This window comes from Haloflavibacter putidus (assembly GCF_006546625.1).
In the GTDB taxonomy this organism is placed as follows: domain Bacteria; phylum Bacteroidota; class Bacteroidia; order Flavobacteriales; family Flavobacteriaceae; genus Mesonia; species Mesonia putida.
In genome coordinates this window covers 1-15,062 of the sequence record NZ_VIAR01000014.1, presented here as the reverse complement: position 1 = coordinate 15,062, position 15,062 = coordinate 1, and the positions used below count along the sequence as shown (strand labels likewise).

8 protein-coding genes are annotated in these 15,062 nt (G+C 37.5%); 6 read left to right on the top strand and 2 right to left on the bottom strand.

The annotated features are described in order from the left end of the window. Nucleotide 1: 1 nt before the first annotated feature. Nucleotides 2–1,081 (bottom strand): anhydro-N-acetylmuramic acid kinase, encoded by a 1,080-nt coding sequence (locus FKR84_RS11930; protein ID WP_141422547.1) that lies wholly within the window; start codon nucleotides 1,079–1,081, stop codon nucleotides 2–4. Between the two features lie 96 nt (nucleotides 1,082–1,177). Between FKR84_RS11930 and FKR84_RS11925 the strand changes: the two genes are divergently transcribed. From FKR84_RS11925 to FKR84_RS11900, 6 genes are all read left to right on the top strand, one after another. Then, nucleotides 1,178–2,320 carry an acyl-CoA dehydrogenase gene (locus FKR84_RS11925; protein WP_141422546.1) on the top strand — a complete coding sequence of 381 codons (1,143 nt, stop codon included), beginning with the start codon at nucleotides 1,178–1,180 and terminating at the stop codon, nucleotides 2,318–2,320. A gap of 413 nt (nucleotides 2,321–2,733) precedes the next feature. Then, nucleotides 2,734–5,952, top strand: a complete 3,219-nt coding sequence (locus tag FKR84_RS11920; RefSeq protein WP_141422545.1) for a T9SS type A sorting domain-containing protein — start codon at nucleotides 2,734–2,736, stop codon at nucleotides 5,950–5,952. A gap of 11 nt (nucleotides 5,953–5,963) precedes the next feature. Then, nucleotides 5,964–6,167 carry a hypothetical protein gene (locus tag FKR84_RS11915; protein WP_141422544.1) on the top strand — a complete coding sequence of 68 codons (204 nt, stop codon included), beginning with the start codon at nucleotides 5,964–5,966 and terminating at the stop codon, nucleotides 6,165–6,167. Nucleotides 6,168–6,208: 41 nt separating this feature from the next. Further along, nucleotides 6,209–10,861: a LamG-like jellyroll fold domain-containing protein gene (locus FKR84_RS11910; protein WP_141422543.1), complete on the top strand. Its 4,653-nt coding sequence runs from the start codon at nucleotides 6,209–6,211 to the stop codon at nucleotides 10,859–10,861. Nucleotides 10,862–10,872: 11 nt separating this feature from the next. Further along, complete coding sequence (locus FKR84_RS11905; RefSeq protein ID WP_141422542.1) at nucleotides 10,873–11,067, top strand: PID-CTERM protein-sorting domain-containing protein; 195 nt, start codon at nucleotides 10,873–10,875, stop codon at nucleotides 11,065–11,067. Between the two features lie 105 nt (nucleotides 11,068–11,172). Continuing rightward, nucleotides 11,173–14,154, top strand: a complete 2,982-nt coding sequence (locus FKR84_RS11900) for a T9SS type A sorting domain-containing protein (protein ID WP_141422541.1) — start codon at nucleotides 11,173–11,175, stop codon at nucleotides 14,152–14,154. Nucleotides 14,155–14,557: 403 nt separating this feature from the next. Here the strand turns inward: FKR84_RS11900 and FKR84_RS11895 are convergent. After that, nucleotides 14,558–15,062, bottom strand: a 505-nt coding sequence (locus FKR84_RS11895; RefSeq protein ID WP_141422540.1) for an integrase core domain-containing protein, incomplete at its 5' end; no start/stop codon positions are given.

The following is a 15,062-nucleotide window of genomic DNA, read 5'->3' as shown; positions in this document are numbered from 1 at the left end:
ATTAAGAAGATTTTCGATAAGAATAAACTTTTCCTGCAACGTGGTCTTTAGAAGCTCCGGTAACGCTCTGAAACACGTTGATTTCGTCTCGTAACTTTAAAACGCCCAACAAACCAAAAATTATTGCTTCTTTAAAATCGATTATTTGTGAAGCAGGTAAAACTAAACGGGTTTTGGTTTTTGCAGCAATACTTTTTATTAAATGTTTATTGAAGGCTCCGCCGCCTGTGACCAAGCAAGTAGTTTTTTGAGAAGTAGATAAATTGGTCGCTATTTGAGTAGAAATATGCGCATTATAAGTAGCCATTTTATTAGCAGTTGTAGCGTTTGAAGCTTTCAGTAAAGGTAAAATAGTAGCTTCTACCCATTCTATACCTAAAGATTTTGGAGGTTTTTGTTGATAAAAAGCAACGGCATCTAATTTTTTAAGTAATTCTTGGTTTATTTTACCCGAAGCAGCCAGCTTTCCATCACAATCAAATTTTTCTCCTAATTGCTTGGCCAGAAAATTAAGAACGGTGTTTACGGCGGTAATATCATAAGCTATACGCTTTCTGTTTTTTACGGTAGAGAGATTTGCAAAGCCGCCAAGGTTTAAACAAAAATCATATTCCGTAAAGAGTAAAGCATCTCCAATGGGTACTAAAGGCGCTCCTTGTCCGCCCAATGCTACATCTTGCGTTCTAAAATCGCACACGACAGGCTCTTGTATTAATTGCGCTAATTTTGGCAAATTACCTATTTGTTTGGTAAGCTTTTTTTGTGGTTGGTGCAAAACAGTGTGCCCGTGACTGCAAACAGCATCTAAATTTTCAATTTTATTTTCTTTTAAAAACGTACTAATTATATCGGTTAGATAAAGCGTATAATCCTTATCTAATTCTTCTATTTGAAAACCAGATAAAGAAACTGCATTTTGTAGTCGCTTTTGCCAAGTTTCGGTATAGGCAAGGGTTTGCGCTGCAAGTAGTTGTATTTTCCATTGGTTGTTTTGCAACTCAAATTTTACCCAAGCAAGGTCTATTCCGTCAAGGGAAGTACCGGACATAACCCCTACTACGGTATAACTTTGTTTTTTCATAATCTGTGAAATTAAGTAATATTTATTGAAAATTTGACAGTTAAAAGCTATATTTGTAGCGTTTCATTAAATATATCATAAACAAAAATAGATTAGATGGATTTTAAGCTTACGGAAGAGCACATAATGATTAGGGATGCAGCCCGCGATTTTGCTAAAAACGAGCTGTTACCAGGTGTTATAGAGAGAGATGAGAAGCAAAGCTTCCCTACAGAACAAGTAAAGAAAATGGGGGAACTTGGCTTTTTAGGAATGATGGTTTCACCGGATTACGGCGGTGGCGGTATGGATACGATCTCGTATGTATTGGCAATGGAAGAACTCTCCAAAATAGACGCTTCTTCCTCGGTTATCGTTTCGGTAAACAATTCTTTAGTTTGTTGGGGACTGGAGACTTACGGAACAAAAGAACAAAAAGACAAATACTTAGAAAAATTAGCCACCGGAGAGTCGATTGGAGCTTTTTGCTTGAGCGAACCGGAAGCTGGTAGTGATGCGACATCGCAAAAAACTACCGCAATAGATAAAGGAGACCATTACGTTTTAAATGGTACTAAAAACTGGATTACCAACGGAAACAGTGCTGATTATTATTTGGTAATTGCCCAAACAGACCGTGAGAAAAAACATAAAGGCATTAATGCTTTTATCGTAGAAAAAGGTTGGGATGGGTTTGAAGTAGGCCCAAAAGAACAGAAATTAGGAATTAGAGGAAGCGATACACATACGCTTAATTTTAATGATGTAAAAGTTCCTAAAGAAAATAGAATTGGAGACGATGGGTTCGGATTTAAATTTGCAATGAAAACCCTTTCTGGAGGACGAATAGGAATTGCTGCTCAAGCTCTGGGTATTGCCAGTGGAGCTTATGAATTGGCTAGAGAATATTCTAAAATAAGAAAAGCTTTTGGTACCGAGATTTGCAACCACCAAGCTATCGCCTTCAAATTAGCAGATATGTATACCGAAATTCACGCCGCCAGACATTTGGTGATGCAAGCTGCGTGGGATAAAGACCAAGGTAATAATTATGATATGAGCGGGGCAATGGCAAAATTACATGCATCACGTACCGCTATGAACGCTAGTGTAGAAGCTGTACAAATTCACGGCGGTAACGGTTATGTAAAAGAATACCACGTAGAACGCCTAATGCGCGATGCAAAAATTACCCAGATATACGAAGGCACTTCTGAAATACAGAAGATTGTTATTTCGCGTGGCTTACTAAAAGATTAATTTACTTTTACATTTTAAAGAAGATAAATTGCCGTTTTAGGAAATATATCCTATTACCGTTTTATCTCTTTTAGAAGATAAAAGCTTTAATAAGTTGGAGTTACTTTTATAGTACTCCAACTTTTTTTACATAGAGACGTTAAATAAACAATGACCCTACACAACTTATTATTTTTTATTAATATTATTAACTAAAAATCCGCAAAACCTACCTCTAACACGTGAAAATCATAAATTTTAACATAAATTGCTCGTAATTACATAAATTCAACCACCTTTAAACGATATTGAGTGCATTTCATCGATTTTTTTCTACACTTTAACTAAAATAGTAGAACTCGACCTATTGAGCAAACTATTGACTTTAAATTTGTTAGACTGTACGGTATAGAAGTACATTAAATTGCGTAAATATGAAAAAATACTATGTATTAATTCTTTTATCGATTTTCACTTGTATTGGGCTTAAAGCTCAGGTAACCGGAATTTACACAGATTATCAAGGCTACTGGTCTTCCTTTCAAGGCAACATCAATTCAGTAAAACCGATAAATTCACATCATTTATTAGGTTTTGAATACAACGGAAATACATATTCCACGGGCGTTAACGATGCTATTTTAACCAATCAAGGCGTTAGTTTTATTGCTGAAAATTACCGGGCTTTACCTCTGGCAGAATTGGCAAACATCAATTCTTCCAGCGCCTACATAGGTTTAGGTCAGATTTATGATGGTATAGACAACGGTGTGGATAATGGTAATCAAAATCCGTTTCCTGCAATTACAGATGGTTCAGAAGCTGCATATTTTCTTACAGACGGCCCAAGAGGTTTAGATCTGGGTACCGGAATAGCCAATATAGATCCAGGTACGACTTCTACTTTTCAATTAAGTTCTAACGGCATTACGCAAAGTAAAATTGGAGACGGAACGCCAGATATCGTAATTTCTAATATTGCTACTCCTTCCGGTAATAATATAGATAAAATTAAATTCGTAGACGGCTCTGGAAATACGGTCGGTAACGAAATAACCATTCAGATGAATACTTCTGCAAATCCGCCGCTTGCGTCTTGGACTGCAGACTATTATAATTTTAACAGTACCCAAACTAATTCCGGGCTTCATAACACGAGTAGAAATATTAGGTTTTTTGCAGCAGAATTATCTACAATGGGCATTACCAATACAAACTATCAAAACGCGGCAGCTATAGTATATACCTCAGGCGGGACATCTGATCCAGCTTTTTTAGCCTATAATGAAGAAGCAATTAGCGTAGCCAGTAAATTAGAAATTCTAAGTTCTGCTAGCAATGCCGACTGTAATGGCGTTTTAAATTCGAATATTTCTTTAGAACTGCAAGATTTTAATGGTTTTGCAATTCAGCAAAGCGGTTATAGTGTTAGCGCATCTATTTATACAGGTGCCGGAGTTTTACTTGGCACAACTACAAAACAAACCGACTCCAATGGACAAGTTGTTTTTGATGATTTAAGTTTTGAAGTTGGCGGTGACCATAAAATAATTTTTGAAAGTACTAGCTTAGAACCAGCAATTACGACAACAATTACTGGTCCCAATTGTACTTCTGCAGTCTGGACAGGTAATATTGATACCGATTGGGACAAGCCTGGAAATTGGTCTAATAACGAAGTACCCAATGCGAACTTTGATGTTATCATTCCTACCGGCGCAACCAATTACCCTCAGTTAAATTCTAACACCGGAGCTAAAAATTTTACTTTACAAATTGGCAGCAGCTTAGATTTAAATGGTTTTTTATTTAACATTAGCGGCGACATAAGTTTCAACCCCAATGGCGGCGCGCAAATTTTTGGAGATGCTCCCGGTTCTACTTTATATTTTACCGGCATTGCCACGCAAACTATTCAGAATAATCTAATTGCTAACGGCGAATTAGCTAATTTAACGCTGGAAAACTCTTTTGGATTAGATGTTTTACAAGCTTTAAAAATAAGCGAAGTACTTCAAGTAAAAGAAGGTACATTGTCTACCAATGATCAAATTACGTTAACCTGTGATTTTGCTACCCTAACAATGGGACAAGTAGCGCCAGTTACCGGTGTTGTTTCAGGTAAAATTACAACCGAGCAATGTTTTCCCGCTAGACGGGCATTCAGAATGGTAAGTTCTCCGGTAACAACTACTACCAGCATCAATGCAAACTGGCAAGAAGGCTCTAATAATACCGGCACAACAGATAGTGATTTCCAAAACCCAAATAATGGCTACGGCACGCATATAACGGGCTCTACTACCGGCAATAACGGTTTGGACGCCACACCAAGCGGAAATCCTTCTTTATTTCAATTTGATAACCCTACACAAAATTGGACAGCGATTACCAATACGCTTGCTAATACATTAACTGCAGGGGAACCGTATTTGTTAATGGTAAGAGGAAGCCGGGCTATAAATGTGACTTCTAACGCTGCTGCACCAACCAATACAAAAATAAGAGCAAAAGGAACAATTGTGCAAGGTGATAAAGCCTTTACTTCCAATTTTAGCGTTACACAAGGAGATTTTAATGCATTTGGAAATCCGTATGCTGCAGCAGTAGATATGCGCAAGGTATTAAACGACCCAAACACCAAAAACGCGGGAAGACACTTTTATATTTACGATCCTACTTTAGGTGGAAATCCAACCGTAGGTGAACCTGGTGGCCGTGGTGCTTATGTGATAATAGATGTAGACGATTTATCTACCGAAATACTACCAAATGGCACTGGTGGAACATCAGAAGCAAATCGGTTTTTACAACCTATGCAAGCTGCATTTTTTGTAACGGCCAATCAGAATATACAACCGGCAATACAATTTAAAGAAAGTTATAAAAACGTCAATCAAGCTGGAACTTCAGTGTTTCGTTCAGAAACTACTAATACAACTTCCATAGCTAAAAATATTCAATTATACCTCTTTACGGAAGAAGCTTTCGATAACGGATATTCTTATTCTGATCGTTTAAAGATTAATTTTTCTTCTAATTTTGATAATGCCATTACGTATAAAGACGCGCCAAAATTATCTAATTTAGATGAAAATCTTTCTCGCGCAGAAAATGGCATTTTACTAGGAATGGAAAAACGTTTCCTCCCAACAGAAGGTGAAGTTTTGGCTTTAGACATTAACCAATATCGCAACGAAAACTATGTACTACATATTAACGTTTCCAATCTAGATATACCGGTATATTTGGAAGACAATTATTTAGAAAGCACTACTTTATTAAATGCCGGTGGTAACAGCATTAGTTTTCAAGTAGACGGTAATGCATTAAGCACAGCTACAGACCGTTTTAGCTTGCGTTTTACAAACAACGATTTGGCAACTGATAATCTTGAAAAGACTATACGCTCTTATTATCCTAATCCAATCAAAAATAACCAGCTTTTTATTGAATTGGGAAGACAAGCAGATACTAATTATTCCGTAAAAATATACAATGTACTAGGCCAAACGGTGCTAGCCAAGACGCTTGAATCTCAAAATGGGAAATTGCAGGTTAACGGCTTAGACTTCCCTAGCGGTATCTATTATTTAGTATTGCACAATGCTACTACCAAAACCCAAGAAACTATAAAAATTATAAAACCTTAAATATATTTAACGTGAAAAGATCTTTTAAAAATACAATCTCGACAGCCTTAGTGGTTTTTGGCCTTTTGTTTATCTCTAATGCTTACGCGCAACCTGGCTTCCCCGGAGGAAATGACGATGTAGATGACGAAAATCCTGCAGCTCCCATTGACAGTTTATTGCTGGCCGGTTTAGTTGCCGGAACAGCCTTAGGTTATAAAAAATTAAAGAAATAAGAATTCTAGGTATTTATATAATTCCAAAAGCATCTATCTGCATGAAAAAAACTACTTTTCTACCAATTCTATTACTTATTTTTACTTCTTTTAGCGCGCACCTTAGCGCACAAGAAGGTCCTGGCGGGGTTGGCACTAGTGCTAATAACCCTTTTTGGTTTGCTGCAGACCAATTAGCATCTGCTAGCAATAATACTGCTATAAATTCTTGGACAAATATTGGCGGTAGCATCTTAAATGCTACTCAAAACACTGCTGGTAAAAGACCCGTTTTCTTAGATAGTCAAGTAAACGCTTTGCCTGCAATAGCTTTCGGTGGAAACGATTATTTAGAAATTGGGGATTCCGGACTTTTAAACGATGGCGGGCCATTTTCAAAACGAACTTTTGCTCTAGCTATAACAACCGGGGGAGATATAAATACTAGACAGGTTGTTTACGAAGAGGGAGGAAGTATACGTGGTCTAAATATCTATATAGATAACGGCATGCTATATTTTGGCGGTTATAACTTACAAAATAGTGATGGTAGTGATAGCCCGTGGGGATATGTTTCTGCTTCTACAAGTATAACAACAAACACCAATTATATTCTCGTTTTTAGATTTGACGGAAACGCTGCAAAAACAGGTACATTATCTGCGTTTGTAAACGGAGTTGCTATAGGAAGTGCAAATAACATTGGGCAATTATATAATCATAATAATGCGGTGATTGGGGCACAGGTTGCTGATAGTTATTATCACGATGGTAATAATAGTGGCAGTGAAAAGTTTCATTTTACCGGCTTAATTTCCGAGATGGCAGTTTATGCCAAGGCTTTAAATGTTTCTGAGCGAATTACTTTAGAAAACTATTTATCTTCCAAATATGCCGTAGCAATATCCGCGGGAAGCGATCGTAATTCTTATGATACAGCTACGGAAGGTGATTTTGATTTTCATTCTGTAGGAATAGGTCGTAATGATAATTTAGATTCTTATTTAACTTCTTCTATAGGAACCGGCATTGTCGCAATACAGAACAACACCCTAAACGATGGCAATTTCTTAATTATAGCTAGTAATCAACTTTCTAATACAAACCTATCTCCTGCTCCTGTAGGATGCAGTAGTAACGCAACCAATTTGTACCGTACAGAATCTACTTGGCGGGTTTCTAAAAACGGTTCTTTTAACAATACAACCTTTAGACTCGATATAGACAGTTTTAATTACAGCAACACACCCTTTGATGATGTTCAACTAGAAGTATCTTCTACTAGTAATTTTACAACCGGTTCTACAACTCTTTTTAACGTTAGTAGCGTAAACGGAAGTACAATAACTTTTGATAACGTAAACGTTGCAGATGGCAACTATATTAAGTTTTTACTGCCATCGGCTACACCAATTAGCAGAGAACTACCCGCAGGACTTAGCACACTATCTAATACAAAATTTTGGTGGCGAGCAGAGAATTCAAATCTTGCTAACAACAGCAATGTAGCCAACTGGGAAAATGAAGGTGACGACCCAAATAATGCAAACCAAACTTCGACTTCAAGACAACCTTTATTTTTAGAAAACCAATTCAACACCTATCCTGCTATACAGTTTGATGGAATAGACGATAATTTAGAGATTCCAAATAATATAAACCTAAACGTTGGTGGGCCTTTTTCCCAACGCAGCTTTAGCGTAGCTTTCGAAACTTCTTTAGATGTAGCAACTACACAAGTTTTATACGAAGAGGGAGGAAACCAAAGGAATTTACACGTATTTATAGAAAACAATAATTTATACGTTGGTGGCTATAATATACCAAATTCAGATGGAGCCGGAGACAATTGGAACAATAAGCAAATTTCTGCCCCTATTGTACCCAATGAACGTTATGTACTAACCTTTACGTACAACGGAACTTCCGCAACAGATGGCGATTTTACGATGTATCTAAACGGCGATACCATTGGTAGCGTTTCTGGTGTGGGATTGTTATATGCACATTCTGGTAACATAAATATTGGCGGCAACCCAGACAGTATAATTCTAAATGGAAGCAGCGCCAGCAATAATTATTTTGACGGAAAAATGGCAGAGTTTATCATTCATGATTACGCTTTAAATTCTGAAGAAATATTATTGCTCCAAAACTACTTAGCATCTAAGTACGATATTAATTTAACTACCGCATACATTAATATATTTAATACTACTGCAGCAGGAAATTTTGACCACGATTTAGTAGCTGTAATTGCCGGTTTAGAATTAACCAACAAAACAGATTCGCAATTTGGTACTGGTATTGTAAGATTATCAAATCCAAGTAATTTTAGCACAGGAAAATACCTTTTTATCGTCTCTAATACCAAAGAATATAGTAAGTTAAATTTAAATGATCTAAACTGTAATGCAACAGCGGAAGATAATCTAAAACTAAATGCTATTTGGCGTGTAGGCAAGATAGGAAATCTTGGCTCGCTTGATTTGGAGCTCGCGCTATCTTCTCTTAACATTCCAAACAATGCATATACAGACATAGAATTATTGATTGATGATAATGAAAATTTCACCTCGCCAACCGTAATTTCTTCAGTTACCAATGCTTGTGAAACTGTTAGTTTTAGTAACGTTAATTTTAGCAACGGAGACTATTTTACCTTTAGAATAAATAATTTACAACCCATAACCTGGGATGGTAGTCAGTTTTTATATGGTACCGGTTCAAATGGTGCTCCGGGAATAGAAGATGCACAACGAAAACTAGTAATTAACAACGGTTTGCCTGCTTTGTTAGAAAATGATGCTTCCGTAAAGTGTGTTACTATTGTAAACAGTGCTGAATTGACTCTAGATGCTAACGTAAACTTAAATTTAAGTGACGATTTAAATAATCAAGGAATATTTAATGCAAGCGATGGTATTTTAAGCCTATCTGGTGATAGCGCACAGCAACTTACAGGAAATACAATGAATGTTGGCAACTTTATTATTTCCAATCCTGCGGGCGCAAATATAAATCTGGCTACCCAAGAAACTTTTTATGTCCAAAAGTTGGTAGAGGTAAACCAAGGCGGTGTTTTGAACACGAACGACAACCTTACTTTACAATGCGATTTTACAGGACCTGTGCAGGAAATGGCTCAAATAGCCAATTTATCTAACGGAACCATCAACGGAAAAGTAACTACAGAGCAATGCTTCCCTGCCAGAAGAGCTTTTAGATTGCTCGCGTCCCCGGTTACAACTAGTACCAGTATAAACACAAATTGGCAGGAAGGTGTGCACAACACTGGGGTACAACCTACAGATAATCTTAATCCAAACAATGGTTACGGCACCCACATTACCGGTTCAATAAATGGAAACAACGGTTTTGATGCTACTCCAAGCGGCAACCCTTCTTTATTCCGTTTTGATAATAGCACCCAACAATGGGATGCAGTTAACAACACGCTAACTAACAGCTTGCAAGCTGCCGAGCCCTATTTACTTATGGTACGCGGTAGCAGAGCTATAGACGTAACTTCTAACGCTGCTACCCCAACCAATACAAAAATTAGAGCTACCGGTACTATTCTTAGTGGCGACCAGACTTTTAATACAGGCTTTAGCAATGTAGAAGGAGATTTTAATGCTTTTGGCAATCCATATCCGGCTGCTGTAGATATGCTTGAAGTTCTAAACGACCCGGCAACTACTAATGCAGGAAGGTATTTTTATATTTTTGATCCTACTTTAGGCGGAACGCCAACACCAGGTCAACCTGGAGGACGTGGCGCTTATGTAGCAATAGATGTAGACAATTTATCTACGGAAATACTACCTAATGGTACGCAGGGAACAACAGAAGCAAACCGTTTTTTACAACCTATGCAAGCCGCATTTTTTGTTACCGGTAACCAAAATGTTCAACCCGTAATAAAGTTTCAAGAAGACTATAAGAATACAGACGAAGCAGGAAGTGATGTATTCCGATCTAATTCTGCTATTACCGATGTTACTAATAAAAATATTCGACTTTATCTCTTTACAGAAGAAGCCTTTACCAATGGCGCTTCTTATTCAGACAGATTGAAAGTAAACTTTTCTGAAAATTACACCAATGCTGTAGATTTTCAAGATGCACCTAAATTATTTAACCAAGATGAAAATTTATCCCGTAACGAAACCGGTAATTTACTTAGTATAGAAAAACGTCAACTTCCGGAAGTTGGAGAAATATTGCCTTTACAGATTAGTCAATACCGAACCAATTCGTATATAATTCAAATCAATATTTCTAACATAGAAAAAGAAGTTTATTTGGAAGACAATTATCTTGGCACCTCTACTTTATTAGAGAATGCAGAAAACACACTTAGCTTTACAGTAGATCCAAGTTCTTCTTCCAGTGGTGCTTTAGACAGATTTAGTCTACGTTTTGGAGACGACAATTTAAATACAGATACTATAGAGCAACGGGTGCTTAGCTATTATCCAAACCCTATTCAAGATAACCAATTATTTATTGAAGTAGGAACGCAAAGCAACACCTCTTATCAAATAACTATTTATAATGTTTTAGGACAGCAAGTTTTAATACAGCAACCTGCTAATCAAAACGGCAAGTTGCACGTTAGAAACTTAGACTTTCCAAGCGGTTTATATTATTTGATACTGAAAAACAAAGAAGAAGGCATACAAGAAACATTAAAAATTATCAAACCTTAATCATTTTTAACGTGAAAAAATCTTTTAAAAATATAATCTCGACAGGCTTAGTGGTTTTTGGTCTTTTGTTTATTTCAAATGCCTATGCACAAATTGGTTTTCCAGACGATGTAGACGATGAAAATCCAACGGTACCTATTGATGGTTTATTGGTTGCCGGTTTAGTTGCAGGAACAGCTTTAGGATATAAGAAGCTACGCCGATAAAATAAGGCATAGTTGTGTTTTTTTTATAAAAATCATCTATGCCAACAGTTAATATTATTACAAGTTATCCTATAAAAGGGATAAACCATAAAATAAATATCGATTATGATTTTAAAAAGAACATTCTATTTAGTAATACTTAGTATTTTCTCCATCTCTTTTAGTTACGCACAAGCTTGCATTCCAACAGGTTCATCGCATCCTACAGAAGGCGAGTTTATTGATGGACAATGGACCGCTTATGTCTACAACCTAAACACTTACAATGCCAACAATTTTGATTATAGCACCTACCGCGGGTACTATATAGATGCGGGCTACGGTTCTGGAAACAATAATTTTGATTCTCGTGACTACTGGGGCACAACTAATAGTCCAAGCGCAAGCAGTAATGCCGCCTATCAAGGTTGCGCTGTAACCGATGATTTTCACATGGTTTCTTACCGTCGTAAAGGTTTTGCAAGTGGTTCGTATACATTTAATATACGAGGAAGAAACGGAGCAGACGGTCACGACGATTCCGCTAGATTACTAGTAAATGGTACCGTAGTTTGGAGCCATACCAGCTGCTGTGATGTACATAATAATGCGTGGACCGGCCAATTGCAACCAACCGATGAAGTAGAAATGGTTTGGATGGAAAGACAGGGAGCGTCTTACGGCGCTATACACATGACACAAACGGCTCCGGATCCTGAAGTATTTGGAAGCGATCTTTGGCACGTAGCTGTTTTTTCCGACAGAAATTTTAACCAGTATGCTGGTTATTATACAGAAAACACTTTAGATTTTAATACCAATATAACTTGGGGCTCTACCAACGCCCCTTCCGATGCCCCCGGTTACAATGGAAACGCCGTAACTTCAGAAAATCACGCCTTTATTTACAGAAGAGAAGGTTTTCCTTGCGGATACTATCAAATAGACATTCCGCGCTACGATGATGATGTAGCTTTAACCATAGATGGCGTTGTAGAATATTCTGACAACACTTGGGATGGCGGAGCCCCTACTCCAGATGTTTGGCGCGGGTACTTAGGACCAAATTCTACTATAGAATTCTCTATTCAAGAAGATGGCGGTAATTCTATAGGTGCCTTAGCGTTTACTAATTTATATGGCAGTTCTAATGACTATATTTGGACTGGGGAAGTAAGCTCTAACACCTCTAATGCTGCTAATTGGTGTCCTGATGTTCCACCGGGAAATGGTTCTGCAAATATTTTAATAGTGTCAGATGCACCTAATTTTCCGGTTTTATCAACTAATTTTTCTATTCGTGATTTGGTGGTTCAACCAAATGCTTATGTAGACTTATCCAATAACTACCAACTTACTATAACTGGCGATTTTATTAATGAAGGTAATTTTCCGGACCCAATCAATAAATTAGACTTTGCTTCTAGCAGTCAAGCGCAGAATATAACTGGTAACGGTTTTGAGATTAGAGACCTAATTCTCTCCAATTCGAACGGACTTACCATAGATGCAGCACTTAACGAAACTATTAATGTTACCAACGTACTGAATGTTACTAACGGCACGCTAAATACTGCAGGAAAAATTTATATGCGTTGCAATTTTGGAAGTCCTGCAAAAACTGCGCAAATAGCCCCAATTGGCGGCACGATAAACGGAGATGTTACTACAGAACAATGTTTCCCTGCCCAAAGAGCATTTAGATTGGTAAATTCTTCTGTAAACACTTCTACCAGCATTCATGATGCTTGGCAAGAAGGAGCAAACGCTTGGAACGATAATCCAAATCCGGGTTACGGAACACATATCACGGGCACAACTGCAGACCAAACAAACGGATTGGATCTGACTCCTTCCGGAAACCCTTCTATGTTTAGGTTTGATAACCTAAACCAAGAGTGGATAACCATTACCGATACCGAAAATAACCAACTTGCTGTAACAACACCGTATTTATTAATGATTCGTGGCGATAGAAGTACCGATATTACCAGCAACGCTGCTGCGCCTTCTAACACAAAATTGCGCGCAAAAGGAAGCATTTTGCAAGGCAACCAGACCTATACCAACTTTAACGCTATAGCAAATGCTTATAACTTGTTTAGTAATCCGTATCACGCAGCGGTAGATATGACCCAGGTAATGGCCAACAGCACCAATGTAAATACAAATCATTACACAATTTGGGATCCAACTATCAGTGATCGTGGCGCTTATGTAACCATAGATTTAAGCGATGCGTCTACAAATCCCGTTGGTAGTGATGCAAATCAGTTTTTACAACCAATGCAATCGGCCTTTTTCCAAACTACGGCAGCTGGAGGCGCTCCCGTTTTAAACTTTACGGAAAATTATAAAAACACAGCTGCAGTCCCTACAACAACTATGCGTAGTCAAATGCATTCGTTTATCAACCTTAAACTATATAACCAAACAGCTTTTGATGCTAACGAAAGTCCGGCAGATGGTTTACGCATTAATTTTAGCGAAAATTTTGACAATAATAAAACAATGCGAGATGCAGAAAAGATTTTCAATTTAGACGAAAATCTTGGTCGCAGCCTTAACGGAAAAACCTTAGCTTTAGAATACAGAAGCTTACCGCAAAGCGAAGAAGTATTGCAATTGACCTTAGAACAATACCGCGAACAAGCATATACTTTTGTAATAGAAGTAAACGGAAACTTAGGCTACCAAGCTTATTTAAAAGACAACTATTTAGAAGAAAGCACAGTTTTAGACAACGGTATAAACCATATAGCATTTAACGTAGACAATGAGCAAAGCGCCAGCATTGCGCCAGATCGTTTTGCTATTGTTTTTGGTGAAGAAAATTTAGCAACAGATAGTTTTGAAAGCACTAATCTAACTATCTATCCCAATCCCTTAACGGACGCGGAGAGCCTAAATGTTCAATTGCCACAAAATTGGACTGGCGAAACAAACTTTGTTATATACAATATGCTTGGACAAAAGGTTTTTGAAAACTCATTTACCGAAGTTAACTCAGCCTTAAACTTGTCGCATTTACAAAGTGGCGTTTACAACCTCAGCATCACTAACAAATCTGTTGGTAAAACTTTACAGAAAAAGTTTATAAAGAATTAAAAATTAAGTTATTTAGTTTTTAAAAAGCAGGTTCAAACAACCTGCTTTTTTTATGCGGTTTTTTGTAAGTGTAAAGCTGCAAGAAAGCTTTAAACCACCTATCTTTTCGATGGAGGTATGACTGAGAAATCTTTCCGCTGTCATTTCAATGGAGGTACGACTGAGAAATCTCTCTCGCTTACTGCTTATTAACACTCGGAGAAGAGATCTCTCCTAAGGTCGAGATGACACTCCCAAAACAAAACATTCTACTGTGTCTTTTCGATACAGAAGCAGCTGAGAAATATTTCTCGCTTACTGCTTATTGCCTACAGCCTACAGCGCCTGAAAAAAGATCTCTCCTACCGTCGAGATGACAATCCCAAAACAAAACGTCCTGTAAGCTTCCCTTAATTAGAACTGTTCATTTTTCTAAAACTTCGATAAAGTTATTATTTTTTATTCTTCTGGGGCTAGCCCCAGAAGAATATTTTTTTGCATATGCTACCGGGGACATTTTTTCTAGTGCGTCGTGAGGTCTATGATTATTATAATCGTACATCCATATTTGTGTTTGTTCTCTTACTTGATCGATATCTTCAAAGACGTATTTATTGAGCACCCCTCTTCTATAAGAACCATTAAAACGCTCTATAAACGCATTTTGTGTTGGCTTGCCCGGTTGGATATATTGGAACTCTATTTCATGCATTTTGCTCCATTCTGCCGTAAGCTGTGCAATAAACTCGGGACCATTGTCCATCCTTATTTTCTTGGGTTTTTTCCTGCGGTTTATCAGATGGTTTAGCACCCAGACCACACGGTTGCTGGGAAGGGAAAAATCTACTTCAATATGTAAGGCTTCCCTGTTAAAGTCATCAATAATGTTGAAGGATCTGAATCGCCTCTTGTTCTCCAGGACATCGGTC

Coding starts and splice junctions, on each gene's coding strand:
- FKR84_RS11930 (WP_141422547.1), bottom strand. CDS start 1,081: ATGAAAAAACAAAGTTATACCGTAGTAGGGGTTATGTCCGGTACTTCC.
- FKR84_RS11910 (WP_141422543.1), top strand. CDS start 6,209: ATGAAAAAAACTACTTTTCTACCAATTCTATTACTTATTTTTACTTCT.
- FKR84_RS11920 (WP_141422545.1), top strand. CDS start 2,734: ATGAAAAAATACTATGTATTAATTCTTTTATCGATTTTCACTTGTATT.
- FKR84_RS11925 (WP_141422546.1), top strand. CDS start 1,178: ATGGATTTTAAGCTTACGGAAGAGCACATAATGATTAGGGATGCAGCC.
- FKR84_RS11900 (WP_141422541.1), top strand. CDS start 11,173: ATGATTTTAAAAAGAACATTCTATTTAGTAATACTTAGTATTTTCTCC.